Source organism: Affinundibacterium baiyunense, from assembly GCF_018139645.1.
GTDB lineage: Bacteria > Pseudomonadota > Gammaproteobacteria > Burkholderiales > Burkholderiaceae_D > Undibacterium > Undibacterium baiyunense.
Genome location: NZ_JAGSPM010000007.1, coordinates 110,066 through 135,322 on the forward strand (window position 1 = coordinate 110,066; position 25,257 = coordinate 135,322).

Genomic DNA, 25,257 nt, shown 5'->3' on the forward strand with positions numbered 1-25,257 from the left:
CTGCGCCTTCGCGCTTCATATTGTTGTTTTGAATTAGGTATTGTTTTTATATTATGGCCAAAAATAGTAAATCCATCCCAGCTCGCGGTTTGCGCGTTGCAGATCAAATCCAACGAGATTTATCTAAAATTATCTGGGCAGAACTCAAAGATCCTCGCGTCGGTATGATTACGCTGACGGAAGTTCAATTAACGCCAGATTACGCGCATGCTAAAGTCTATTTCACGACTTTGGCAGATGATCCAACCGCGATTAAAAATACTTTTGAAGGCTTGAATAAAGCTGCCGGATTTTTGCGTAATCAATTGGGATTGAAGTTGCGCATCCACACACTTCCACAATTACACTTCATCCATGACACATCGACCATGCGGGGTATTGCAATGTCGAAACTGATCGATGAGGCAAATGCAACGCATGTGCCGGAAGATAAAAACGACAGTGAAAACTGATCAATCTTAAGAAAGCAGAACCACAACAAGCAAGAAATTTGCATAAATAGAGATCTGTCGTTTGCTTCGAATACGCGACTGTTGTTGGTTTTTGTTCTTCACCGCGATTCCATCGCAAACAGGCGAGATTGTTCTAGTTCGCCATGTTTCTCTCTTTCGTATTTTTATTTTGAATTTATAGTTGGCGACCAGTGTAATGAATCAAGTCATTAAGAAAAAAACACGTTTGAATATCAATGGCGTACTGCTATTGGATAAACCCGTGGGCTGGTCGAGTAACGACGCTTTAATTAAGGCAAAGCGATTACTCAATGCGATTAAAGCAGGTCATACCGGTACCTTAGATCCATTTGCCACCGGTTTATTGCCGCTGTGTTTTGGTGAGGCTACCAAGTTTTCCGCAGACTTATTAGATGCCGATAAGACCTATCGAACTGTGGTACATCTTGGCGTGATAAGCAACACCGGCGATACTGAAGGTGAGCTAGTTCAAACTTGTGAAGTGAATGTATCAGAAGCACAAATTCGAGCTGTCTTGGAGCAATTCAAAGGCGATATCTTGCAAGTGCCACCGATGTATTCGGCGCTCAAGCGCGAAGGTAAGCCACTTTACGAATATGCACGCGAAGGTGTCACCTTGGAGCGTGAGGCGCGTCCAGTTACAATTCATTCACTTGAATTTGTGAAGTATGAAGCGCCATTTCTGACATTGAACGTGTGCTGCAGTAAAGGCACTTACATCCGTGTATTAGGTGAAGATATTGGTAAAGCGCTAGGCTGTGGTGCGCATTTAAATGCATTACGCCGTACTCAGGTTGGTCATCTTCGCTTGGAAAATACAGTGACCTTGGATCAGTTGATCGAGATGAGCGAGGAGCAACGTTATTCTTTGCTAGCGCCAGTGGATGCTTTACTGTCGAGCTTTCCTGAAGTTGTCTTAAGCGAAGAATTATCGCGCCGTTTTTTGCAAGGACAGCGTATCTCATTGGCAAAAGAGGGCGTGACACATCCGTCACAAGTAGGGCGTGTTCGGGTCTACCGTATCGACAATGACAGTTCAGCGCGGCAGTTACTAGGATCGGCACAGCTACAGGAATTTTCCGTGTTAGCACCTGAGCGTTTGATTTCTACCGCGCATTAATTCGATCATCTATCCGCTCTGCAATTTGCTCACTAATTTTTGATTGAGTTAACTGCTGCTGAGCCTCTCAAAAGTGGTAATAGTTAGTTTGAACGATTTGTCGAATTTCAATGGTAAGGTTAAGTTTTCTTCCGTTAACGCAAATGGCGACGGCGATGTATCAACAAATTATTCAATTCTGGTTTGAGGAAGTTAACCCGAAACAGTGGTGGACTGTTGACTCACAATTTGATCAACTGATCGCACAACGATTTTTGCCATTGATGCATCAAGCTGCTGCTGACGAGTTATATGCTTGGCGAAATGTGCCGCACGGGCGCTTAGCAGAAATCATTATTCTTGATCAGTTCTCGCGCAATGTTTATAGAAATACGCCATTAGCTTTTACTCAAGATAGCATGGCTCTTGCACTTGCTCAGGAGGCTGTGTTGCTCGGGGTAGATAAAGCATTGACAGAAATAGAGCGTACTTTTCTTTACTTACCATTTATGCATAGCGAGTCGAAACTGATTCACGTTTGGGCTGAACACCTGTATCGCGATCACGCGCCACCAGGAAATTATCAGTTTGAATTACGGCATAAAGCAATCGTTGATCGTTTCGGTCGCTATCCGCATCGAAACGCTATACTTGGTCGTGCATCTAGTGATGAGGAAATCGCATTTCTAAAGGAAGAGGGATCGAGTTTTTAACCATGAGAAATTTCCTTGATTCGTATCCTTATTTCATTCTGTACTTACTGATTTAGTAGCGAACATCAAATCTAAAAGTAAAAAAAGCGACTGCATTTTATTGCAGTCGCTTTTTTTACAAATGTTTAAGGTCTAAACTTTGACGAAAACTCGGCTTGAGTCAGACCAAAAAGTGCTTACAAATTATCCTGCAAGAATTTCCACTTTGCTTTTTGCATAGACCAGTTTTGCCATGGATCTGCTACGCCATGACCTTGGCCTGGATACAATTGCAAGCTGTAGTCTTTATTCGCTTTGGCTAGTGCATCGATCAGCATGACCGTATTTTGTGGGTGAACATTGTCGTCCATGGTACCGTGCATGATCATGATTTTGCCGCTGAGGTCTTTTGCTGCTTTTAATGCAGAGCCTTTATCGTAGCCTTCAGTATTTTCTTGTGGCAGTCCCATGTAGCGCTCGGTATAAATACTGTCGTACAAACGCCAATCGGTTACTGGCGCACCGACGAAGCCGACTTTCCATGCTTTGCTGTGTGTCATCGCATAAGAGGTGAAGTAACCGCCATAGCTCCAGCCATTGAGGGCGATTCTATCCATGTCGGCAAAGCCTTGTTGGCGTAACCATTCCAAGCCATCTAATTGATCTTGTAGCTCCAATTGACCGAGTTTTTTATGAATAGGCCAAGCACTGGATACGCCTTTATTGCTGGCGCTTTGATTATCCATGACCCATACCACATAGCCTTGTTGTGCTAAGAAGTGATAGTACAAGTTTGCACTCCATTGATCACGCACTTGCGGTGCCATTGGTCCCGCATATAAGTGCTGATAAACTGGATATTTTTTGCTGGCATCAAAATTTGGTGGCAAGAACAGTAAGCTCTCCATCATGAATCCATTGCGGGATTTGATTTGCTGATGCTTCACTGTTGCCAATTGCAAGTCTTTGATTTTTGCTGGAACACCTGCATCGTCAACGAGTTTTACCAGTACCCCTGCGTCAGTGAATAAGGATTGCTTAGGCGTTTGCGCCATGCTGCTCCAGCTATCGACGAAGTGGGTAAAGGTTTTATTCCAACGCACCATGTGCGAACCTTTTTCTTCGGTAAGACGCTTAAAATTGCTGCCATCGAGATTGACGCTGTAGGCATCATTGCCGATTGGATTGCGTTCGTTTGCAGCAAATAAGACACGTGATTTTGCTTCATCGACGCCATGTACTGCACGTACATCCCAATCGCCTTGGGTTAAAGCTTTGACTAATTGGAAGTTTTTGTCGTAGTGATATAAGTGACGATGACCAGTGCGATCCGATTGCCAGATGAAACTACCATCTTTTAAGAAGTGTGGCAGTGGTAGGCGTTCTGTCCAAGCTGGACTCGTTTCTTTAACGACGACTTTGCTATTGAGTTTGGCGTCATAAATACGCAAGTCTAACCAAGTCTGCACGCGGTCTTGCCATGCCGCCATTAACTTACCATCTGGTGTCCAATCGACTTGGACGATTAGCGTTTCTTTGCCAGGATAGGGATCTTGTGTCCAACTGATTTTACCTTTTAAATCAACCACACCAAGTTTGGCGATAGGATTAAAGTCGCCTGCTTTTGGATAGCGAGTACGATCGGTTTTAACTGGTTGCGCATGATCGCCACTCAAAGTGTAGACCGGTACTTTGGTTTCATCAAAACTCAAAAATGCCAATTTTTTTGAGTCAGGAGCCCAGCGGAATGCGCGGAAGTCACCGCGGCCGTAGACTTCTTCTTGATACACCCAATCTAAACGACCATTAAATACGGTTTCGCTACCGCCCGTTGTTAATCTAGTTTCTTTGGCTGTCGCGACATCGGTTGCGTACATGTCATTGCCTTTTAAGTAGGCAACCGTTTTTGCATCCGGTGACAATAAGGCTTCGTCCTCTTTGACATCGGGTGTGTTGGTCAGTGCACGTGCTTTGCTTGCATTCAGGTCTAGCAACCAGATGTCATTCTTGTGCGTAAAAATGTAGCTCTTGGTTTCTGGTTTAATTCTGGCACTCAGTTGATCGGCTAACTTATTGACTTCTTTCTCATCAATTTTAGCTGCTTTTAAAATGCTCAGTACATTGCCGTCGGCAGGTAAGGCGGTTTTTTCCCAAGTGCTTGGGTTAACCACGAATAATTCAGCAACGCCTTTATTTACTTTGGATTCGATCAAACGATTTTGATTATCCCAAGACAAACGAGTAAGTGGTGCAGCATTAAAATTGACGCGTTGTTCAGGGTGATACAACATTTCTAATGTGAGCTTGCCGTCGCCCGCATATGCTGCGCCATTAGCAGCAAAGCTTGCTGCTATGGACAGTGCAATCGCGCTCAAGGGAATAGTGCGTTTCATGGATGATCCTCCAAATGATTTTTCTTGATAGTTGGATAAAACAAAATAATATTTTTAAGGTCAACAAGTCGACGTTTTAAGACTGAATTTAGCTGACTTAGTTCAATTTTTTCATAGAACGAATGACGATGGGAAGCATTTTTTCTTGTAAGGCCGCTTGCTTACTTTCCTGCAGATTTATATACAAAGCGGACAGAAAAGTAGTCAGATTGTGCTTGCGCGCAAGGCTTGCTTGGCTAGTTTTTTTTAAGTCGAGCTTGGTTGCCAACAGACTAGTAAACCATGCATCCCATTCGCTGTTGCTGAGCGTAGAGCGTAGCGCCAAATAAAATACCGGCGTCATCAAGCGTTCTGCTTCGCCGTATTGATAAAAGTGTTGCTCGTTGCGAATTTGCTGTGCGAGTGCGGCGAGCATTGTTTCATGTTGCGCTTTATTGAGTGCTGGATTCAATGAAAGTTGCATCATCCAGTCGGCTGCATGCGCGACACCATGACGCCAGCCACTTTTCTCATCAAAGCCACGAAAATCAGTAATTTGGCTGAGATACAAGGCGGCGATCTCAATCATTTCTTGTCTTTGTGCCTCAGACATAAACGCTTTGCGTCGGTCAACTCGCGCCACTTCGGCAAGAGTCAAGGCCGCAAAAGGTTTAGCGAAACCATCCTCGTCAACGACGCTTTTGTCAACTATGCGCTTGAGCAGCTGTTCGCGAATTTGATGCACCGTTTCAAGCGAGAGAAGTTCGCTGCGCATCCAAAACGACAAAGCTTCAAACGCAATTTCATCACGAAGTTGTGGATGAGGATCGCTGAGGCAAGCGAGTAGTGCTAAGGCAGTTTGTTGGCGTTGAGTCGCTGCGTCGATTTGCCATTTTGCAGCTTTTAGATGTTCTAATGTGCTAAGAGATATGCCATTGGGCGGGCAGGCAGCGAAGCTATTGGCGCTAAGTAAGAAGGCGAGGCAAAGCAGAAATTTTTTGGTGATAATTTGATAGACCATTCGCATTTTTTCTCTCCTCGGTATAAATTGATGCCGCATGTGCTGTTGCCGATATTCAGAGCCGACATTCATAGTCGACATTCGCACCTGATCGATAAATTCACGCCAGACTAAGCGATGAATTTTTCAATAGCTCGCATGGTTCGATCCGTTGCCCCTTGATGTTGTAAGAAGAATGCGTGAGCTTGCGTGCCCATCGCTTGACGTTTGGCACTGTCGTCGAGCAACGCTTGTGCTCTTTGCATCACGTTATCTGCATCGCTCGCACGTTGGGCGCAATCAGCATCGATTGCTTGTTCCGTAATTTCAGAAAAATTAAATGTATGCGGTCCGGTGATGACAGGGCGGCTCATGGCAAAAGCCTCAATCAAATTATGGCCTCCTAGTGGAACCAAGCTACCACCGACAAACGCCAGATCACTAGCCGCGTAATACATATACATTTCTCCCATGCTGTCGCCTAAGAATACTTGGGTGTCAGGTGGAATAGGTAATTCTTCTTGGTTTAAATCTAGCGTAGAGCGGCGCACGAAACGCAATTGCTGCTGACTCAATAGTGAGGCAACTTGTTCAAAGCGTTGTGGGTGGCGGGGTGTAATGATTAACAAAGCGCGTGGCAGTTGCAGACGCATAAATGCATCGACAATCAAAGCTTCTTCGCCTTCACGCGTGCTGGCGCAAATAAAGACTGGTCGTTGTCCAAAATAAGCACGTAATTTCGCACCGCGTTCTGCCATTAATGGTGGTGGCGTGACATCAAATTTCATATTGCCAGTGACACATAACTCACGCACACCCAAAGCACGTAAACGCTCGGCATCGGGGCCCGACTGCGCAGCGACATAATCGATTGCTTGCGCGGCAGGTAAGATTAAGTGAGATAAGCGCAATGCTTTTTTTAGTGATCGATCCGATAAACGAGCATTCACCAGAGTGACAGGGATATTTGCCGCTTTACACTGCGCGATTAAATTCGGCCAGACTTCGGTCTCAATCAATACACAAATTGTCGGCTTAAAGTGACGAAGAAATCGCCGTATCATCCAATTGATATCGTAAGGAATAAAAGCTTGCGTGACACGATCAGCGACGTTAACAAACAAACTTTGGCCGGTGCTGCGACCAATTGGTGTCATGTGGGTCAGCAAAATATGATGTTGCGGATAGGCTTGTAATAGTGCTCGAATAATTGGTTCGGCAGCACGTGTTTCGCCAGCAGAAACCGCGTGAACCCAAATAAATTTTCGTGTATCGATCGCTTGATACCAACCAAGGCGCTCGCTGATATGTTGGCGGTAGCCGGGTTCTTGTTTGCCGCGTAGCCATAAACGCAGAATCACGAAGGGAAGTGCAAGAGACCAGGCAAGGGAGTATAAAAATCGCATTAAGGCAGGAAATGCAGCGCTTTTTATGCGTCTGCTGAATGATTAGTTAAATAGGTGCTGAATATACCTGAAAACTCCAAGTATGTTGGCTGCTAATTTCTGAAAATTGTAGTCTTCTAAGGCTAGGCTTGATAGGTTTATTAAATATCAAATCACTAAATAGTTTGAAAGTTGATAGCGAATAATAAATTGATAGTCGCTTTAGCGGACTTATTCCTTATCTGGTGGCTAGATGCTAATCTTCACAGCTTCGGTCTGTAGCTTGATTCTATTATTCTCACTAACGGCATTATAGAGTCCAAGGATATTAAGTAAGTTGCCATGAAGACGCCAACAAAAATACGTCGAATATGAGTTAATGCGGTTGGATTCGGTGGAAGTGCCGCAAGTATCCTCTTTACGGACGAATCATCCTTATAATTTGTTTAATGCCTAGACTCAGGTCTAGCCCACTTGCTCGGCTCAATGACGTGATTCGCGGCATAAAAATTTGAATTCAGTCATTTTACTTTACCTTTAAATAGTTTAGGTTTAAAGTAATTATTCAGCTATGCATTGTCTCTGCGATCTTCCTAAGAAAAGCATAAAAATAGAGAAATGCGCGAACTACCGTATGGAGACCGACTGATGTCCAAGCACTTCTTTCAATCTGCGCATGTCGACGCCTTCGCCGTTCAGCATCTGCCACCGCCAGATCAGTGGCCAGAACTTATATTCGATTTACCTGAGTTGCAGTATCCAGAACGTTTGAATTGCGCGAATGCTTTTTTAGAAGATATCGTCGCTCAAGGATTTGCCGACAAAGTCGCAATTCGAAGTTCCAGTGCTAGCGCTAGTGTGACGTGGACCTATGCCGAGCTGTGCGTCAAAGTTAATCAAATTGCCCACGTCATCGTAGATGAGATGGGACTAGTACCAGGCAATCGCGTGTTATTGCGTGGTGCAAATAATCCTATGATGGCCGCCTGCATTTTGGCGGTGTGGAAAGTCGGTTGTGTCGCAGTACCGACCATGCCTTTGCTGCGTGCGAAAGAGTTGAGTGTGATTATCGATAAAGCGCAAATTTCTGCTGCTTTGTGTTCGTCTGCTTTGCATGAAGAATTAGACTCAGCGCAGAAATTAAGCCCGGTCTTGCAGCAGATAAAATTTTTTAATTCTGAGGAGGTGGATTCTGTCGATCAATTAATGCAGGTTAAACCAACGAGCTTTACTGCCGTCGATACGCATGCTGAAGACGTTTGTCTGATTAGCTTTACCTCAGGCACAACAGGGATGCCTAAAGGCACCATGCATTTCCATCGCGATGTGTTGGCGATTTGTGATTGCTTTCCTCGTTCGATCTTGCAATCGCAGCCTAGCGATACGTTTATTGGCACACCACCATTAGCATTTACTTTTGGTCTAGGCGGCTTATTGTTGTTCCCTTTACGGATTGGCGCGACAGCGGTGTTATTAGAAAAACTCACGCCAGAAACGCTGCTCAAATCTATCGACGAATATCAAGCGACAGTCTGTTTTACGGCACCTACTTTCTATCGTCAAATGCTACCTATGGTACCGAATTTCTCTTTAAAGTCGCTGCAAAAAACGGTGTCAGCGGGAGAGACTTTGCCAGCCGCCACTCGTGAAGCTTGGCAAGCTGCGACGGGGCTCATCATGATAGACGGTATAGGCGCTACCGAGATGTTGCATATCTTTATTTCCGCAGCAGGTGAGGAGGCGCGCTCGGGTGCGACGGGCAAAGCCGTGCCTGGTTATCGAGCTTGTGTGCTGGATGAACAGGGCAATCCTGCACCGGTTGGCGTCACTGGCCGACTCGCGGTTAAAGGCCCAACTGGTTGCCGCTATCTGGCAGATGACAGACAGAAGAATTACGTATTGAACGGATGGAATTTGACCGGTGACGCCTATGAAATGGATGCCGAAGGCTATTTCCATTACCGCGCGCGTACCGACGACATGATTATCACCGCAGGTTACAACGTTGCAGGTCCCGAAGTCGAAGAAATCATTTTAAAACATCCCGCTGTCGCCGAATGTGCGGTGGTGGGTTTGCCTGATGAAGAGCGCGGACAAATCGTCAAAGCCTTTGTGGTCTTGCGTGACGCCATTAAGGTCAGTGATCCTTTGGCGAGTGAGGCCTTGGTTAGCGAGATTCAGCAATTCGTTAAAGCCAATGTCGCGCCGTATAAATATCCTCGCTGTATAGAATTCAAAGACGCTTTGCCGCGCACGGAGACCGGTAAAGTGCAGCGCTTTAAATTAAAAACGAATACGCCAAAATAATCATGAACATACTTTGCATAGGCGGCGGTCCCGCTGGTTTGTACTTTGCTTTGCTGATGAAGAAGCAAAATCCCGCACATCGTATCGTGGTGGTAGAACGTAATCGTCCTTACGATACTTTTGGTTGGGGCGTGGTGTTTTCGGATCAGACTTTAGGTAATTTGGTGAAAGCAGATGAACCCACTGCCAAGACCATACTGCAAGCTTTTAATCATTGGGATGACATTGACGTGCATTTCAAAGGCCAAGTCGTCACATCGGGCGGACATGGTTTTTGCGGTATTGGTCGCAAACGCTTACTGAATATTCTGCAAGAGCGCTGCGAACAGTTAGGTGTGGAATTGGTCTTTGAAACCGATGTACAAGATGATCAAGCTCTAGCGAAAACCTATGATGCTGATCTGGTGATTGCCAGCGATGGTTTAAATAGTCGAATTCGTACGCGTTATGAATCGACGTATCAGCCCGATATTGATACGCGAAAATGCCGTTTTGTTTGGCTAGGTACCAAAAAATTATTCTCCGCCTTCACCTTTGCATTTGAGGAAACCGAACATGGCTGGTTTCAAGCACACGCCTATCAATACGATGGTGACACCGCGACCTTCATCGTTGAAACACCGGAAGAGGTGTGGTTGAAAGCGGGTCTCGATCAAATGGATCAGGCGCAAGCGATCGCATTTTGCGAAAAGCTATTCGCCAAGTATTTGGATGGCAATGCCTTGATGAGCAATGCCAGCCATTTGCGGGGCTCAGCGAGTTGGATCAAATTTCCGCGCATTATTTGTCAGCGCTGGGTGCATCAGAATCAGATTAACGACAAAAATGTTCCGGTAGTCTTGATGGGTGACGCGGCACATACCGCGCATTTTTCTATCGGCTCGGGAACCAAGCTGGCACTGGAAGACGCGATAGAGCTTGCCAATTGTTTCGCGCAACATGGCGACAAGGGCATGCAAGCGGTGATGGACGCGTATCAAGACCTACGTGCGATTGAAGTGTTGAAGATACAAAGTGCAGCGCGTAATTCGATGGAGTGGTTTGAAAACGTGCAGCGATACACCGCAATGCAAGCACCGCAATTTGCCTATTCGATGTTGACGCGCAGTCAGCGTTTATCACACGAGAATTTGCGTCTGCGCGATGCAAATTATGTGTGTAGTTTTGAGGCTTGGATTGCCGAGCAAGCCTTTGCCAAAGCTGGCATTGACATGCCTAAAACCAAGCAAACGATTCCACCGATGTTCACACCATTTAAAGTGCGCGATGTGGTCTTAAAAAATCGTATCGTGGTGTCACCGATGGCGCAATATTCAGCAGTCGATGGCATCGCTGGCGATTATCATTTAGTGCATCTCGGCAGCCGTGCGATGGGTGGCGCTGGTCTGGTATTCGCCGAAATGACCTGCGTCTCGGCAGAAGGCAGAATTACACCCGCTTGCCCCGGTTTATATACACCAGAACATACGCAAGCATGGAAACGCATCGTTGATTTTGTACACGCCAATAGTGATGCCAAGATCGCTGTGCAACTCGGACATGCAGGTGCCAAAGGTTCTACCAAACGCGCTTGGGATGGTATCGATCAGCCTTTAGATGCTGGTAATTGGCCCTTGATCTCGGCGTCGGAACAACAATATTTGCCTGCGGTGTCGCAAGTCGCCCAAGCTGCGACGATAGCGCAAATGAGGCAAGTGTTGAATGAATTCGTCGCAGCGACCAATGCCGCCAATCAAGCGGGTTTTGATTGGTTGGAATTGCATTGTGCGCACGGTTATTTTCTGTCGAGTTTCATTTCTCCATTATCCAATCAGCGCAGTGATGAATACGGTGGTAGTTTGGAAAATCGTTGCCGATATCCTTTAGAAGTATTCGCAGCTATGCGCGCCGTTTGGCCAGCGCATAAGCCGATGTCCGTGCGTATTTCCGCCCACGATTGGGTGGAGGGCGGCATTACGCCAGATGATGCTGTGGTAATCGCTAAGCTGTTCAAACAGGCGGGTGCTGACATGATCGATTGCTCGTCAGGTCAAGTCAGTAAACAAGAAAAGCCCGTGTATGGCCGTATGTTTCAAACACCGTTCTCAGATCGTATCCGCAATGAAGCGCAGATTGCAACGATTGCGGTGGGTGCGATTTTTGAAGCCGATCACGTGAATAGCATTATCGCCGCAGGGCGTGCCGATCTGTGTGCTATTGCCAGACCGCACTTAGCTGATCCTGCGTGGACTTTGCATGAAGCAGCCAAGCTCGGTTTTACCGACATTAGTTGGCCGCAACAATACATCGCTGGCAAATTGCAATTGGAGCGTAATCTCGAACGCGAGCGCCAAGTGGCAGCGGCAAGTCGTGGCATGAGCCCACAAGAAATTGCAGAAAAATTATTGGAAGGTTGATATGAACTTCTTTCATCCAGCATTGGTTGGAAAACACGCTGTCGTGACTGGCGGTGCGACCGGCATAGGTTACGCGATTGCGCAGGCACTCTTAGCGCAAGGTGTGAAAGTCACGATCACCGGACGTACAGAAGCAAATCTATACACCGCGCAGCAGCAATTAAACGATGCTGGCGTGATCCAAACCGTTGTGATGGATGTCAGTGACAGCGCGTCTGTCAGCGCGGGTTTTGCGCAGGCTGTCGAGCGCTTTGGTACGGTCGATATCTTGATCAATAATGCGGGGCAAGCAAGTTCCGCTGCATTTTTAAAAACCAGCGAAGCGCAATGGCAGCAGATGTTGGCAGTTAATTTGACTGGCACTTTTCTGTGTACACAACAAGTCTTGCCCGCGATGCTGGCGCAATCTTGGGGACGTATCGTGAATGTGGCGAGTACGGCAGGGCTGAAAGCTTATGCGTATGTCGCAGCCTATGCCGCTGCTAAACATGGCGTAATCGGTTTAACCAAATCCCTCGCTTTAGAAGTGGCGCAAAAAGGTGTGACGGTGAACGCGGTGTGCCCGGGCTATACCGAAACAGACATTGTGCGCGATGCGATAGCTAATATCATGGCGAAGACCGGACGCAGCGAAGAACAAGCGCGCGCCGAACTCGCAGCGGCTAATCCACAACAACGCTTGATTCAACCCGAAGAAGTCGCCGATGCTGTGTTATGGCTGTGTTCGCCAGCGAGCGCATCGCAAAATGGTCAATCGATTGCAATCGCTGGTGGTGAGGTGATGTGATGCGTCAGCACGAAATCGCAAACGACACGATCGATCTGGAAACCCGCTTAACCCAAGATCATCATCAATCTTTAAAATTATGGCTGCGGATGTTATCGACCACAGTCATGATAGAAAATGAAATTCGCAATCGCTTGCGTGCCGAATTTGATATCACCTTACCGCGCTTTGATTTGATGGCACAGTTAGAACGTCATCCCGATGGTTTGCGTATGGGCGAGTTGTCCAAACGCATGATGGTCACCGGTGGCAATATTACGGGAATTACTGATCAGTTAGAGCAAGAAGGTTTGGTGATGCGTGTGACGGATAAACAAGACCGACGCGCCTACAGCGTGAAACTCACGCCAGCTGGACGTAAGGCGTTTAAGACCATGGCCAGCGTGCACGAAAGTTGGGTTGCTGAGCTATTTTCTGGATTAGATGCGGAGCAAAAAAGCCAAATGATTGGTTTGCTATCGAGCGTGAAATCAGACTTGAGCGCGAGTTTTAATGCTGGCAAACAGAATGAGCATGAATGAGAGAATAAAATTACTATGAATTACCTAACAGGAAAAACCAGTGACCTACCTGGCAATCATTTATCACTAGCGAATTATCAAGCCACACATTTTGCCTATCAAGTCAAAGATAAAGTCGCAACGATTACGCTGAATCGACCCGAGCGTAAGAATCCTTTGACCTTTGATTCTTATGCCGAGTTACGCGATCTGTTTCGTGCGATGTGCTATGCCGACGATATCAAAGCCATCGTGATGACAGGTGCAGGTGAGAATTTTTGTTCGGGTGGCGATGTGCATGAAATCATAGGCCCACTCACGCAACTCGACATGCCTGGCTTACTCCGCTTCACTCAAATGACGGGCGATTTAGTTAAAGCTATGCGAGCTTGTCCTCAACCGATTATTGCCGCTGTCGATGGGATTTGCGCAGGCGCAGGTGCAATCATTGCGATGGCATCGGATATTCGGATCGCTACTAGTCGCAGTAAAACAGCTTTCTTATTCACACGTGTCGGACTCGCCGGTTGCGATATGGGAGCCTGTGCAATCTTGCCTCGAATTATTGGACAAGGCCGCGCTTCTGATTTGTTATACAGCGGACGCAGCATGTCTGGCGAAGAGGGCGAGCGCTGGGGATTTTTTAATCAATTAGTCGAGTCAGATGAAGTGATTAGCGCGGCGCAAGCCTACGCCAGCAATCTCGCAAATGGCCCTACTTTTGCGCATGCGATGACCAAAAAAACGCTGCATGAAGAATGGGATATGAGTGTCGATCAAGCCATCGATGCAGAAGCCAAGGCGCAAGCGATTTGCATGATGACCAATGATTTTCATAGGGCTTATCATGCGTTTGTTAAAAAAGAGAAGCCAAAGTTTGAGGGTAATTAAAGATAAATCCAATTGCAGGGCGCATTCCGGCGTTGCAAATCCTTGGAATTGAATTTCTCTGCGCAGGTTGATGATGAACTTAAGATGTAGGGTGGGTGCAAGCCGCAACGCCTGAACGTAGAGCGCGACAGACTAATTTATATGCGGCGCGGGTTGCACCCGCCCTACGAAATTGCAATTGATTTTTATATTCGCGTTTTAAACTCCCTCTCTCGCAAGCGGGAGAGGGTTGGGGTGAGGGCGGTTCAGATTTGTAAGTTGAGCGTTTAGAATTAAAAAATGGATTATTGGAATTGAATGCACTTTGCGACTCGCTGAAGCACCCTCATCCCCGGCCCTTCTCCCGCTTGCGGGAGAAGGGAGATGAAAGCTAGAAACAGAATGAACGCGTAAATGATGTGAACTCATTGCTCGCTTAAACAAATAACAGGACACACATGTCAGATACTTCGTACCTAAGTTGGCCCTTCTTCAACGAAGAACACCGCCAATTACAAAGAAAATTAGACAACTGGGCGAGCCAGAATTTGCATCAAAGCCACGGTAAAGATGTCGATCAAGCTTGTCATGATTTAGTCAAACAACTAGGCGATGCCGGCTGGCTCAAACATGCAATCGGTGGCAAAGCCTACGGCGCGAGTCAAGACGTGATCGATACTCGTGCGATTTGCATCTTGCGTGAAACCTTAGCACGCTATTCTGGTTTAGCCGATTTTGCGTTTGCGATGCAGGGACTGGGAACGGGCGCGATTAGCTTATTTGGTAGCGAACAACAAAAAGCCACTTACTTAGAAAAAGTCGGACAAGGCAAATTAATCTCCGCCTTTGCCTTATCCGAACCGAACGCGGGTTCCGATGTCGCCGCCATGCAATGTAGCGCTACTTTGGTACACGATGCGCAAGGTGATTATTACGTATTGGAAGGTGAAAAAACTTGGATCTCTAACGGTGGTATCGCCGATTTTTATGTGGTGTTTGCGCGTACAGGCGAAGCGGCTGGCGCACGCGGTATCTCTGCATTCATCGTTGACGCGAACATCGAAGGATTTGAAATTGCTGAGCGTATTGATGTGATCGCACCGCATCCTTTAGCACGTTTGAAATTCAATCAATGTCGCGTGCCAGTCAATCAGCGCATCGGAGAGAGCGGACAAGGATTTAAAGTCGCGATGGCGACGCTTGATGTATTCCGCACCTCGGTTGCCGCTGCCGCTTTAGGCTTTGCGCGCCGTGCTTTGGACGAAGCGATGGAGCGAGCTACCAGTCGTCCAATGTTTGGACAAACGCTGGCAGATTTTCAATTAACGCAAGTCAAGTTGGCACAGATGGCAACTACGATTGATAGTGCGGCTTTGCTGGTGTATCGCGCTGCTTGGCAACGCGATCACGGACAGCGCGTCACTAAAGAAGCAGCGATGGCAAAAATGGTCGCGACCGAAGGTGCGCAACAAGTGATCGACGCCGCAGTACAAATGTTTGGCGGCATGGGCGTGATGAGCGAAGTACCAGTCGAAAGACTGTATCGCGAAATTCGTGCATTGCGCATTTACGAAGGCGCGACCGAAGTGCAGCAATTGATCATCGCCCGTGAAATGCTGAAAGACTATAAGGATGCCAAGATATGAGCTTAGTTTTTCGCACACCGATCAGCATACGATTTGCGCATTGTGATCCGGCCGGCATCGTGTTTTATCCGCGCTATTTTGAATTGATTAATGGCGTAGTCGAAGATTGGTGTGCGCAAGGCCTGGGCATGAGTTTTCATGAAATGCATATGGTGCAAGGCATAGGATTGCCGACCGTGCATATAGAAACGGACTTCGTTAAAACCAGCGTGATGGGTGATGAATTGATTGCTGAGTTACGCGTCATCAAACTAGGACGCGCATCAGCCACCGTAGAAATCCGTATGCTGGGGCAAGAACAAGATCTAAGACTCACAGCTCGGCTGGTATTGGTGATGGCGCAGGTACAAGAGCGCAAGGCGATTGCCTTACCCATCGCCTTACGTGAACAAATGCAAAACTATCTGGCGACTTAAATGCGCTAGCGCAAAGAATTTATTTTGAAAGGAATGACGATGGACTTTTTACAACCACCTGGCTGGGTTCGACCTCGCGGTTATTCGAATGGCGTTGCGGCTAAAGGTCGAACCATTTGTGTGGGCGGCATGATAGGTTGGGATGGACAGGAGCAATTTCATTGTGACGATATCGCTGGGCAAACGCGCCAAGCATTACAAAATATTGTCGAAGTCTTGGCCGAAGGTGGCGCCAAACCTGAGCATATCGTGCGTATGACGTGGTATGTGATTGATAAAAAAGAATATGTCGCTGCGTATAAAGAAATCGGTGCAGCTTATCGCGAGGTAATAGGAAAGCACTTTCCAGCGATGGCGGCGGTGCAAGTGGCGGGATTAATAGAAGATAGAGCGCGAGTAGAAATTGAAGTCACGGCGATAGTGCCAGACTAAAGCGCAGCCGTATTGTGGTCTGCGCTTTGGTTTTTGTTTCTGCTTATGCGCTGTGTCTATTTATTCCATCGATATTTTTTGCGCAACATCACGGATGACGTCTAGCAGGTAGTCGATGGAATCGGTAGTTTTTCGATGATTAATAATACAGGCTCGCAGCACAAATTCTCCGCGCAAGCGTGTGCCAGTGATGAAAACGCGACCATCTTTTTCTAAAGCTGGAATTAAAGCTTGATTGATATTGACCACCTGTTCGTCGCTGAGTTGCTCACCTGTGTAGCGGAAACAAGCAATCGCCAAATCACTTTGCGACATTAATTCAAAGTCAGGTGCAGATGTGATTCTCTTTTCTAAGTAACGGGTGAGCTCCAAGTCTTTTTTCATCATTGCCTGAATTTGTTTAAATCCATAGGCTTTCAACGACATCCACACTTTAAATGCTTTAGCGCTACGAGAGAGCTGAAAGTAATGTTCGTTAAATTCGAGTCGATCAGTTTTGCTCTCTAATGCCGTGTCTAAATAATCCGCTTGTTTAAAATACGATTCTCTTAACACATCCCAATTTCGTACCAAGGTGCAACCTATTTCAAATGGTTGATACAACCACTTGTGAAAATCGAGTGCAATCGAATCAGCCAATTCCATCCCCGCATACTTTGCTTTTAGCTCCGGTAAAGATGAGACCAACCCGCCATACGCACCATCAACATGAAACCACATATCAAATTGCTTTGCGATATCTGCTAGTGCGGCTAAATCATCAATCGCACCGGTGTTGACGGTGCCTGCGTTACCAACGATACAAAAAGGGGTAAAGCCAGCGGCAAGGTCTGCTTCAATTTGTGCGCGTAATTGTTGTAGATCGATTTTGAATTGCTCGTCAGTTGCAATGCGGCGCAACTGTTTGGTACCTATCCCTAAAAGTGAAATACTTTTGTCGGTGCTGCTGTGAGTCTCGGTGCTGCAATAGACTGTTAATGGCTTCATGCCAAACAAGCCTTGCTGGTTCACATTGAATTTGCGACAAAACACGTTGCGTGCCACCGTCAATCCCGTCAATGTTGCCGCCGAACCACCACTGACCATGACCCCGCCTGCCTCTGGCGTATAGTTGATCATGTCGGCAGTCCATTTAATCACGCGTTTTTCTATTTCTGTCATGGCAGGCCCAAGATGCCATTTGGTCGCGTTTTGATTAATCGTTGATGTTAAAAAGTCGGCGATACTAGAAATCTGATTGCCACCCGCCATCACATAGGCATACATATTCGGCCCTAGATTACCGGTTGCAGTATCGAGCACACGCTGTTTGACGTGATCTAATAGTGCAATCGCATTACAACCTTCGGTCGGCAATGGCTCATCAAACCACGACGCGACTTCTGCTTGTGGATAATCATGAAACCCGTCTTGACGATCGATATTGGCATATTGCTGCATCACCAGATCGGTGGTTTTTTGTAAGATGCCTTGCAGTTCTTGCTGGCTATAGTCGAGACTGTTTTTCATAGTTAGATGCGCTGGAATGTTTGGATACGGTACTTAGTTTAAATTCTCTATATTCGCTATATTAGTGGTCATCGTTTATTTCGATTTCTTTTGACGCGACCAATAAGAGAATTCTTCAGCGTGCACGTCAATATCTAATTCTTGCACGCGTGTCTGCATATGGTTTTGTGCATCATTCACGGCTTGATTATAAATACTTGGTCCAATTTCTTCGAGTATGAAATCGAGTAAGGCGTTCGCTTGTAAATTGCCTAAACGTTCTTCCATGTTGAGGTCAAAATAACGTTGCAATGATTCTGTTGCTTGTTTACGTACTTCAGTTTTGAGTTGTATCGCCATGGTGAAATCAATGAGAGGGTGACTGATGTCTTAGTGTAGCTGAAGAAGACGGTTTTTTCAGTTCTAAACTGAGCAGATCTTTATACATGCTATTGAGATATCTAGATATTGAGAGCCGTTGCTTCTTATTTGTACGTATGATTCTTCAAGTTTTGCTGGTCGGAGGGGGCGATGGATGGTGTCGACTTAAAAGTAAAGCAAGCTTAAGTACCTACAAAGCAAAGCTCAACAATGTGACAAAAAAACGATAAAGAAAAATAAATCTTGAAAATACAATCCCACTGTATTAGTATATTCATACAGTAAATTTTTAGAAAATTTTTCTATGAGCGCAGATCGGGATTTGCCGGCCGATATTTTTCAGATCGTTACAGGTAGTAGCGAGCCCATTTATCGGCAAATGGTGGAGCAGCTTCGTCGCCAAATATTGGGCGGGCAGATACGCGCCGGCGATGCGATGCCGTCCGTGCGTGAAGTTGCCAGTCAATTGGGTGTTAATCCGATGACGGTATCGAAGGCATACAGCTTATTAGAAAGTGATGGTTGGTTAACACGTCGTCGCGGAATGGGCATGGTGGTGGCAGAACCTGCGGAAGAGTTTGATCAAGCAGAGAATCGATTAGAGTTAATTCGACCTAGTTTAGAGCGGGTAGTCTTAGAGTCGCAGCAATTAAAACTGGCACCGAGCGCAGTCATCAAAATGTTGAAAGAACTGATGAGTTCTTAAATCAATGTAAGCATTTAAAAATTTTAAATTCGATATGAGAAATCAGAGAGTGGAAATGCAAAAGCCGTTTCTCGGTTTGCTGCAATGCTTTGCTTGTAAATAAGTATTTTTAAATTTTATTTTTAAGAGTTACTTTAAAAAATTGTTTTTGAATTTTGTAGTTAAACATTGAATGGAGTTCTTATGAATGTAATCCAACAACTGTCAGCTGTATTTTATAAAGTGTTAATGAGCTGCATTTTGATCGTATTGTCTTGCTTCTCTAGCTTAAGTCATGCACAAGTAACGAGCGACAAGCCAGCGCAAGCCAAGGCACCAAGCGCTGAAGCAACTCGCGGATTGCTGTTCGAAATTAAATCTGGTCCGAAGACTGCCTATCTTTTTGGCTCTATTCACATTGCAAAAGCTGATTTCTATCCTATGTCACCTAAGGTTGAAGCAGCATATATGCAAGCGGATACGGTCGCGGTTGAAGCGGATACTTCTGATCCTGCTGCTACCCAAGCGATGATGCCAAAGTTGATGTACACAGCGCCTGATAAGTTAGAGAAGCATTTGAGTGCAGCAACTTGGAATGACTTCAAAGCGGTGTTTGGCCCTGGTGCAGAACAAATGCAAGCCTTAAAACCATTCATGATTAGTTCTGCGATTGCGATGCAGATCGGTATGCAATTGGGTTTTGATCCTATGCAAGGTATCGACATGCACTTCATTAAACGTGCCAAAGCCGATAAAAAAGCATTGGTAGAACTTGAGAGTTTGGGATTTCAAGCGGATATCGTTAGTAATCTAACAGATGAAGAAAGCGACGCTTTAATTGCTTCTTTGATTGATTCGATAAAAAAACGTGAAATGGCGAGCGAGTTGCAAAAGATTGTGGATGCATGGAAGGCTGCGGATACAGAAGCTGTCGCAAAATTATTCGTTGACTCAGCGAATAAAAATCCTGGTTCCAAGCGTTTGATGAAAATGTTGATGGATGATCGCAATGAAGGCATGGTCAACAAAATTAATCAAATGATGAAGGAAGATAAAAAGCTGTTCGTCGTAGTCGGCGCTGGTCATTTAGCAGGTGAAAAAAGTGTGGTCGATCTGCTGAAAAAGCAAGGATTAGAAGTACAGCAAATTCGTTAATCGATAAATAGATATTTTTTTGCGATAGAAATAGTTAGGACGCATCATGCAAGCACCTATTCGTATTAAAGGCTTGAGTAAGCAATTTAAACCTCAGCGTGTTTTGAAAAATTTAGATTGGGAAATTGAAGCAGGTAGCATCGTTGGATTACTCGGTCGAAATGGTGCCGGTAAATCGACTTTGATTGAATGTCTGCTAGGCTTGCGTAATGTGGAACCCGAGAGTGAAGTGTATCTATTTGGTGAAGACGTTCGTCACATGTCGGATGCGACTAAGGCGAAAATTGCCTATGTTCCTCAAAATAGTGATTTGTTTGAATGGCTAACACCGCGACAAATGCTGAATTATTTTAAAGCGTTTTATCCGCGTTGGAACGATGCCAAAGTGGACGCCTTGATGCAGCGTTGGAATTTGCCTTATGACAAAGTGATCAGTCAGTTTTCGGGAGGGCAAAAGCAACGCTTGTCGATTATTCGTGCCTTGGCTTATGAACCTGAATTATTAATTTTAGATGAGCCTGTAGCGAGCCTCGATCCGGCTGGGCGACGCGATTTTCTGCGAGAGATCGTCGATAGTGTGATCGATAAAAATACCACCATCGTATTTTCCACCCACATCTTGTCTGATCTAGAACGTGTCGCAATGACGGTCGCCTTTTTAGCAAACGGGCGCATCGTGCATCAGCAGCAGCTTGATGATTTGATGGAAATCAGTTTGCAAGTGACGGGTAGCACGGACCTAGTGAATCAGTTGTCACCACAAAAAAATCTGCGTTCTTATCGTATTGATGAGACGCATTCGCGGCTATTGGGACAGTGGAGTGCGACGCAATCAGCCGAGTTGTTGGCACGAACGGATTTGCGGGTCGAACGTTTGAGCTTGGAAGACCTTTTTATCGAGATGACCAAATGAAAATTATCCTAAACATTTGGATGCAGCCTTTGTATGCGAGGATGAATGTTGATAGCAAAAAGACCTTGCTGATGGCTTTATTGTTTGTGCCTGCGGTAGCGCAATTGATTGCAGCGATTCTTTATGTTTCTCGCCCAGATAAAGTCGATGCGAATATTTTTCTGTATAGTTTGTTGATTGGTATTGCTGCGAATATCGCTATTCTGTGTTTCATGTGGTTTGTCTCGCTGGTGCAAAATGTAGGCCTACAGTTTTCGCCTGCGAATGCTGGATTGTTACCTAGGCAGGATTTCTATTTGAAGATTGCCTTGGCTTTGCCTGTGATGTTCTTTGCGGCGATTGCCGCGCTACTGTCTTTTCTTTTTGAAAAACAGTTCTCAATGTGGCCAGCTTTCATCACAACGACGGTCTTGATGTTTTTGATTTTAATTGTGCGATCACAATGGCTAGTACTTCCCATGATTTTGTTTTCTCAAGCACCAGTCTATATTAAGCGTGCCGGCTATAAAAATACGGAGGATTTGATCGTACGAGAGTTTGCTTTGTCTGTCACGATAACCCTGTTGATCGCTTCGGTTTTGCTGATTATCGGTGGTGTGCATTGGGTATTCTCGATGCGAAATGATAGCTTGTTTGATCGTCATAAAAAGCTATTAGCTTATCGTGCGAATTTGTTGGGGCAAGGTATGGCTGATAATCGTTTTACCTTAAGTTTCTCCGTCCTATTTTTTTGGTGGATGTCGATTAGCATTCAGCGTGTACGAAAGCAGTTGAATCCCGATATGAGCAAATTGCTTGGCTTTTTGTTTGGACCGAAATTGCACTGGACCACGATTTTTTTTCAAATGATCTCGATGGCGCTGGGTGGTGTATTGGCGGTGTCACTGCTTGAATTTTTTTCAGTGCGTCAGTCAAAAGATTTTTTAATGGGATTTGGGGTTGGCTTTGTTAGCGTATTGATTTTATCTATCCCACTATTTTTCTGTTTGATGTTGTTTTACAGCTTATATCAAACTCGTGGGGAACAGGGATTGCTAAGTCTGACGCCGGGTACGGGGAATGCGAGACAGCGAGATCGGTCTATCGTGGCTTTTTTTCTTCGGCAATTTGCCATCATGTATGGCATTAGTGTGTTTGCCGCATTGATGATTTTGATGTATGTCGATTTGAGCGAGACGAAGCAACTAGCATTGATTTTGTTTGTGACTTGCTTATTTCCCTTGATTCTCAATTTAGCCACGCCGGTTGCGAAAATGAAGAATGCGAATGATCATCCATTATTAAAGAATTTGTTGTTATGTGTCGCCCTGTTCATACTCGGTGTTGTCCTCGTGCTGATCGTGAATTCGGCCTGGATTAGGATATACGCGCCACTCATTTTTATCGGCACGACTTATGTGTTGTGGAAACGGCTGCGCGGTCATTTGCAGACGAGTGTTTTTCCAGTTGGTCGCGCCGTGTAGTTGTGTAGTCGGATAGATTGCTGGGTTTATAAAAACTCAGCAATCAGCTTCACAATTTCTGCTCCATAACTTTCGAGCTTCTTTGCGCCGACGCCGGTGACACCGCGCAAATCTTCCATGGAGCGCGGTTTGGCTTTGGCGATTTCTCTCAATGTACTGTCGTGAAAAATAATAAAGGCAGCAGTGTTGTGGGCTTTCGCAGTTTCCACGCGCCACCAGCGCAATCGTTCGAAGATAGCTTGTTCACTTTCTGATAAATTCGCTTCAGAAAAGTCTTTGGCCGATTGGCGCTTATGTTTGACGGCTTTTTCGGCTTTCTTATACTGACGTAATTGAATCGTAATTTCGCTGCGAAGTACGGCACGCGAATGTTCAGTTAGTTTGAGCGCGCTATAGTTTTCGTAATCAACCGATACCAGACCCAGAGCAATCATTTGGCGTAGTATTGCGCGCCATTCCGCTTCGCTCTTATCCGAACCGATGCCGTAGGTGGATAATTGATCATGCCTCCATTGTTTGACGCGCTCGGTGTCGATGCCGCGCAATACTTCAATCACGTGACCAGCGGCAAAGCGTTGATCAACTCGATAGATAGTAGAAAGAATTTTCTGTGCGGCGACGGTGCCGTCAAAAGAACTTGGTGGCGATAAACAAGTATCGCAATTACCGCAGGCTTGTGAGCTTTGACCAAAGTAGTCAAGGATATGCACGCGTCGGCAATTGAGCGTTTCACATAAACCTAACATCGCATCGAGCTTGACCCCTTGCACGCGTTTAAAGGTTTCGTTTGCCTCTGATTCATCAATCATGCGGCGTTGTTGAACCACATCTTGTAGACCATAGGCCATCCAAGCATTGGCGCTGGCGCCATCGCGTCCTGCGCGCCCAGTTTCTTGATAATAACCTTCAATGCTTTTGGGTAAATCAAGGTGGGCGACGAAGCGCACATCCGGTTTATCGATCCCCATCCCAAACGCGATGGTGGCGGTCATCACGATGCCATCTTCGCGTAAAAATCGAGCTTGATTTCGTGCGCGCTCAGATTGTTCCATGCCTGCATGATAGGGTAGTGCGGTGATGCCATTTTCGTTTAAAAATTCTGCCGTTTCTTCAACTTTTTTACGCGACAAACAATATACGATGCCAGCATCACCAGAGTGTTGTGCATTGATAAAGTCGAGTAGTTGTTTGCGTCCATTGGCTTTTTCGACGATTTGATAGCGTATGTTAGGTCTATCAAATGACGACACAAATTGCATCGCATTTTCTAACTGCAAACGATGGATAATTTCGTCGCGAGTTTGTTGGTCGGCAGTCGCTGTTAAGGCAATTCGTGGTACTTCAGGAAAGCGTTCATGTAGCACCGAGAGTTTGATGTATTCTGGACGGAAATCGTGTCCCCATTGCGAGACGCAATGTGCTTCATCAATCGCAAATAAGGCGATCGGCGTGACGCTAAGTAATTCAAGACAACGCTGTGTCATTAATCGTTCTGGTGCGATATACACAAGATCGATTTCGCCCTCGCGCATCATGCGCTCGATTTTGAGTGCCTCGTCAAAACTCTGGGTCGAGTTCAAAAAAGCTGCGCGCACCCCGACTTCCGCAAGCGCATCGACTTGATCCTGCATCAATGCGATCAACGGTGACACAACAATTCCAACGCCATGGCGAATTAAGGCTGGAATTTGATAGCACAAAGATTTGCCGCCACCGGTTGGCATCAGTACGAGCGCATCACCGCCTTTCACCACATGATCGACAATTTGCCCTTGCTGTGAGCGAAAAGCAGGATAACCAAATACCGTCTGCAATAAATGCAGCGCTTGATCTTGTTCTGGCGTAGATATCAATTGCATTGAGTGGAACTGCCTTATTCCGCCCAATTGATAACGCCAGTGTAAGCGGTAATCAAGATCATGCAGCCGAACGCAATCCGATACCACGCAAACGCGTTGAAGCTGTGTGAACTGACATAGCGCAACAACCAACGCACACAGAAGAATGCGGAAATGAATGCAGCAATCGTACCTAGGCCGAACATCGGAATATCAGCGCTCGATAATTCGTTACGTGCTTTGTATAAAGAGTAGACGGTTGCGCCGAGTAAGGTTGGGATTGCTAGAAAAAATGAAAATTCAGTTGCTGCTTTTCGAGACATACCAAACCACATGCCACCAATAATCGAGGCGCCAGAGCGGCTGGTGCCGGGAATCAAAGCAAAGGCCTGCGCTAAGCCAATTTTAAGTGCATCGACTAGGCGCATATCATCCAGATTATCAATGTGTGGTGCGCGGTGTTGGCTGTTGAGGTGATGACGGCGTTCAGTCCAAAGAATAAAAATGCCACCGAGAATAAAAGCCATCGCAACTGGCACCGGTTTAAATAAATATGCCTTGATGTATTTACTAAACATTAGACCCAAGATTGCTGCAGGCAAGAATGCGACGATGACGTGCAGAGCAAAGCGTTGTGCCTTGATATCACTTCCCAAACCGCTCACAACATTGATAATTCGTTGGCGGTATTCCCAGCACACGGCAAAAATCGCACCAGCTTGAATCACAATTTCAAAGACTTTGACTTTTTCTCCCGTAAAGTCAAGCAAGCTACCAGCAAGGATCAGGTGGCCGGTTGAGGAAATGGGCAAAAATTCCGTCAGTCCTTCGACGATGCCCATAATGATGACTTTAAGTGCGAGAGATAAATCCATGTTTGGTGCTGATTAATTAAAAAACGAAGGGACGAAGCTTATCATGTGGGAGCGTGATTTGAGCTGTAATGAGCTGCAAATTAC

22 protein-coding genes are annotated in these 25,257 nt (G+C 45.9%); 15 read left to right on the forward strand and 7 right to left on the reverse strand.

Annotation, left to right across the window (positions count from 1 at the left end; all coding sequences use genetic code 11):
* Positions 1 to 53: 53 nt before the first annotated feature.
* From rbfA to KDM92_RS12415, 3 genes are all read left to right on the forward strand, one after another.
* Entirely contained in the window at positions 54 to 452 is a 399-nt protein-coding gene (rbfA, locus tag KDM92_RS12405) for a 30S ribosome-binding factor RbfA (RefSeq protein ID WP_212684778.1), read from the forward strand.
* 196 nt (positions 453 to 648) lie between these two features.
* Positions 649 to 1,593, forward strand: coding sequence for a tRNA pseudouridine(55) synthase TruB (truB, locus tag KDM92_RS12410; RefSeq protein WP_212684779.1), 945 nt, complete (start codon positions 649 to 651; stop codon positions 1,591 to 1,593).
* A gap of 155 nt (positions 1,594 to 1,748) precedes the next feature.
* On the forward strand, positions 1,749 to 2,285 hold the full coding sequence (locus KDM92_RS12415; protein ID WP_212684780.1) for a DUF924 family protein: 537 nt from the start codon (positions 1,749 to 1,751) through the stop codon (positions 2,283 to 2,285).
* Positions 2,286 to 2,461: 176 nt separating this feature from the next.
* On the opposite strand, the gene KDM92_RS12420 is transcribed toward KDM92_RS12415, so the two are convergent.
* The 3 genes from KDM92_RS12420 to waaA form a co-directional block, all read right to left on the reverse strand.
* Positions 2,462 to 4,657 (reverse strand): S9 family peptidase, encoded by a 2,196-nt coding sequence (locus tag KDM92_RS12420; RefSeq protein ID WP_212684781.1) that lies wholly within the window; start codon positions 4,655 to 4,657, stop codon positions 2,462 to 2,464.
* A gap of 97 nt (positions 4,658 to 4,754) precedes the next feature.
* Positions 4,755 to 5,663 (reverse strand): DUF2785 domain-containing protein, encoded by a 909-nt coding sequence (locus KDM92_RS12425; RefSeq protein ID WP_212684782.1) that lies wholly within the window; start codon positions 5,661 to 5,663, stop codon positions 4,755 to 4,757.
* Between the two features lie 104 nt (positions 5,664 to 5,767).
* Complete coding sequence (gene waaA, locus KDM92_RS12430) at positions 5,768 to 7,042, reverse strand: lipid IV(A) 3-deoxy-D-manno-octulosonic acid transferase (RefSeq protein ID WP_212684783.1); 1,275 nt, start codon at positions 7,040 to 7,042, stop codon at positions 5,768 to 5,770.
* A gap of 627 nt (positions 7,043 to 7,669) precedes the next feature.
* Between waaA and KDM92_RS12435 the strand changes: the two genes are divergently transcribed.
* From KDM92_RS12435 to KDM92_RS12470, 8 genes are all read left to right on the forward strand, one after another.
* A complete protein-coding gene (locus KDM92_RS12435) occupies positions 7,670 to 9,328 on the forward strand; it encodes an AMP-binding protein (RefSeq protein WP_212684784.1) in 1,659 nt (552 codons plus the stop codon).
* 2 nt (positions 9,329 to 9,330) lie between these two features.
* On the forward strand, positions 9,331 to 11,724 hold the full coding sequence (locus tag KDM92_RS12440) for a bifunctional salicylyl-CoA 5-hydroxylase/oxidoreductase (RefSeq protein WP_212684785.1): 2,394 nt from the start codon (positions 9,331 to 9,333) through the stop codon (positions 11,722 to 11,724).
* A 1-nt stretch (position 11,725) separates the two neighbouring features.
* The gene (locus tag KDM92_RS12445; RefSeq protein WP_212684786.1) at positions 11,726 to 12,511 is read left to right on the forward strand and encodes an SDR family NAD(P)-dependent oxidoreductase; all 786 of its coding nucleotides are present in this window, start codon (positions 11,726 to 11,728) and stop codon (positions 12,509 to 12,511) included.
* Entirely contained in the window at positions 12,511 to 13,032 is a 522-nt protein-coding gene (locus tag KDM92_RS12450; RefSeq protein ID WP_212684787.1) for a MarR family winged helix-turn-helix transcriptional regulator, read from the forward strand. Before KDM92_RS12445 ends, KDM92_RS12450 begins: the two co-directional genes overlap by 1 nt.
* Before the next feature lie 15 nt (positions 13,033 to 13,047).
* Positions 13,048 to 13,902 (forward strand): enoyl-CoA hydratase family protein, encoded by an 855-nt coding sequence (locus KDM92_RS12455; RefSeq protein ID WP_212684788.1) that lies wholly within the window; start codon positions 13,048 to 13,050, stop codon positions 13,900 to 13,902.
* 437 nt (positions 13,903 to 14,339) lie between these two features.
* On the forward strand, positions 14,340 to 15,527 hold the full coding sequence (locus KDM92_RS12460; RefSeq protein WP_212684789.1) for an acyl-CoA dehydrogenase family protein: 1,188 nt from the start codon (positions 14,340 to 14,342) through the stop codon (positions 15,525 to 15,527).
* A complete protein-coding gene (locus tag KDM92_RS12465) occupies positions 15,524 to 15,943 on the forward strand; it encodes an acyl-CoA thioesterase (RefSeq protein WP_212684790.1) in 420 nt (139 codons plus the stop codon). The genes KDM92_RS12460 and KDM92_RS12465 overlap by 4 nt, the downstream gene beginning before the upstream one ends.
* Positions 15,944 to 15,982: 39 nt before the next feature.
* Complete coding sequence (locus tag KDM92_RS12470; protein ID WP_212684791.1) at positions 15,983 to 16,375, forward strand: RidA family protein; 393 nt, start codon at positions 15,983 to 15,985, stop codon at positions 16,373 to 16,375.
* A 60-nt stretch (positions 16,376 to 16,435) separates the two neighbouring features.
* On the opposite strand, the gene KDM92_RS12475 is transcribed toward KDM92_RS12470, so the two are convergent.
* Entirely contained in the window at positions 16,436 to 17,884 is a 1,449-nt protein-coding gene (locus KDM92_RS12475) for a pyridoxal phosphate-dependent decarboxylase family protein (RefSeq protein WP_212684792.1), read from the reverse strand.
* A gap of 75 nt (positions 17,885 to 17,959) precedes the next feature.
* The gene (locus KDM92_RS12480) at positions 17,960 to 18,223 is read right to left on the reverse strand and encodes a DUF2164 domain-containing protein (protein WP_212684793.1); all 264 of its coding nucleotides are present in this window, start codon (positions 18,221 to 18,223) and stop codon (positions 17,960 to 17,962) included.
* Between the two features lie 325 nt (positions 18,224 to 18,548).
* On the opposite strand from KDM92_RS12480, the gene KDM92_RS12485 reads away from it, so the two are divergent.
* From KDM92_RS12485 to KDM92_RS12500, 4 genes are all read left to right on the forward strand, one after another.
* Positions 18,549 to 18,950: a GntR family transcriptional regulator gene (locus tag KDM92_RS12485; RefSeq protein WP_189344579.1), complete on the forward strand. Its 402-nt coding sequence runs from the start codon at positions 18,549 to 18,551 to the stop codon at positions 18,948 to 18,950.
* 183 nt (positions 18,951 to 19,133) lie between these two features.
* Positions 19,134 to 20,084, forward strand: coding sequence for a TraB/GumN family protein (locus tag KDM92_RS12490; RefSeq protein WP_212684794.1), 951 nt, complete (start codon positions 19,134 to 19,136; stop codon positions 20,082 to 20,084).
* 46 nt (positions 20,085 to 20,130) lie between these two features.
* Complete coding sequence (locus KDM92_RS12495; protein WP_212684795.1) at positions 20,131 to 20,997, forward strand: ABC transporter ATP-binding protein; 867 nt, start codon at positions 20,131 to 20,133, stop codon at positions 20,995 to 20,997.
* A complete protein-coding gene (locus tag KDM92_RS12500; protein ID WP_212684796.1) occupies positions 20,994 to 22,460 on the forward strand; it encodes a hypothetical protein in 1,467 nt (488 codons plus the stop codon). Before KDM92_RS12495 ends, KDM92_RS12500 begins: the two co-directional genes overlap by 4 nt.
* A 26-nt stretch (positions 22,461 to 22,486) precedes the next feature.
* On the opposite strand, the gene recQ is transcribed toward KDM92_RS12500, so the two are convergent.
* Both recQ and KDM92_RS12510 read right to left on the reverse strand, forming a co-directional pair.
* Entirely contained in the window at positions 22,487 to 24,319 is a 1,833-nt protein-coding gene (gene recQ, locus KDM92_RS12505) for a DNA helicase RecQ (RefSeq protein WP_212684797.1), read from the reverse strand.
* 14 nt (positions 24,320 to 24,333) lie between these two features.
* Positions 24,334 to 25,173 (reverse strand): undecaprenyl-diphosphate phosphatase, encoded by an 840-nt coding sequence (locus tag KDM92_RS12510; protein WP_212684798.1) that lies wholly within the window; start codon positions 25,171 to 25,173, stop codon positions 24,334 to 24,336.
* Between the last annotated feature and the right edge of the window lie 84 nt (positions 25,174 to 25,257).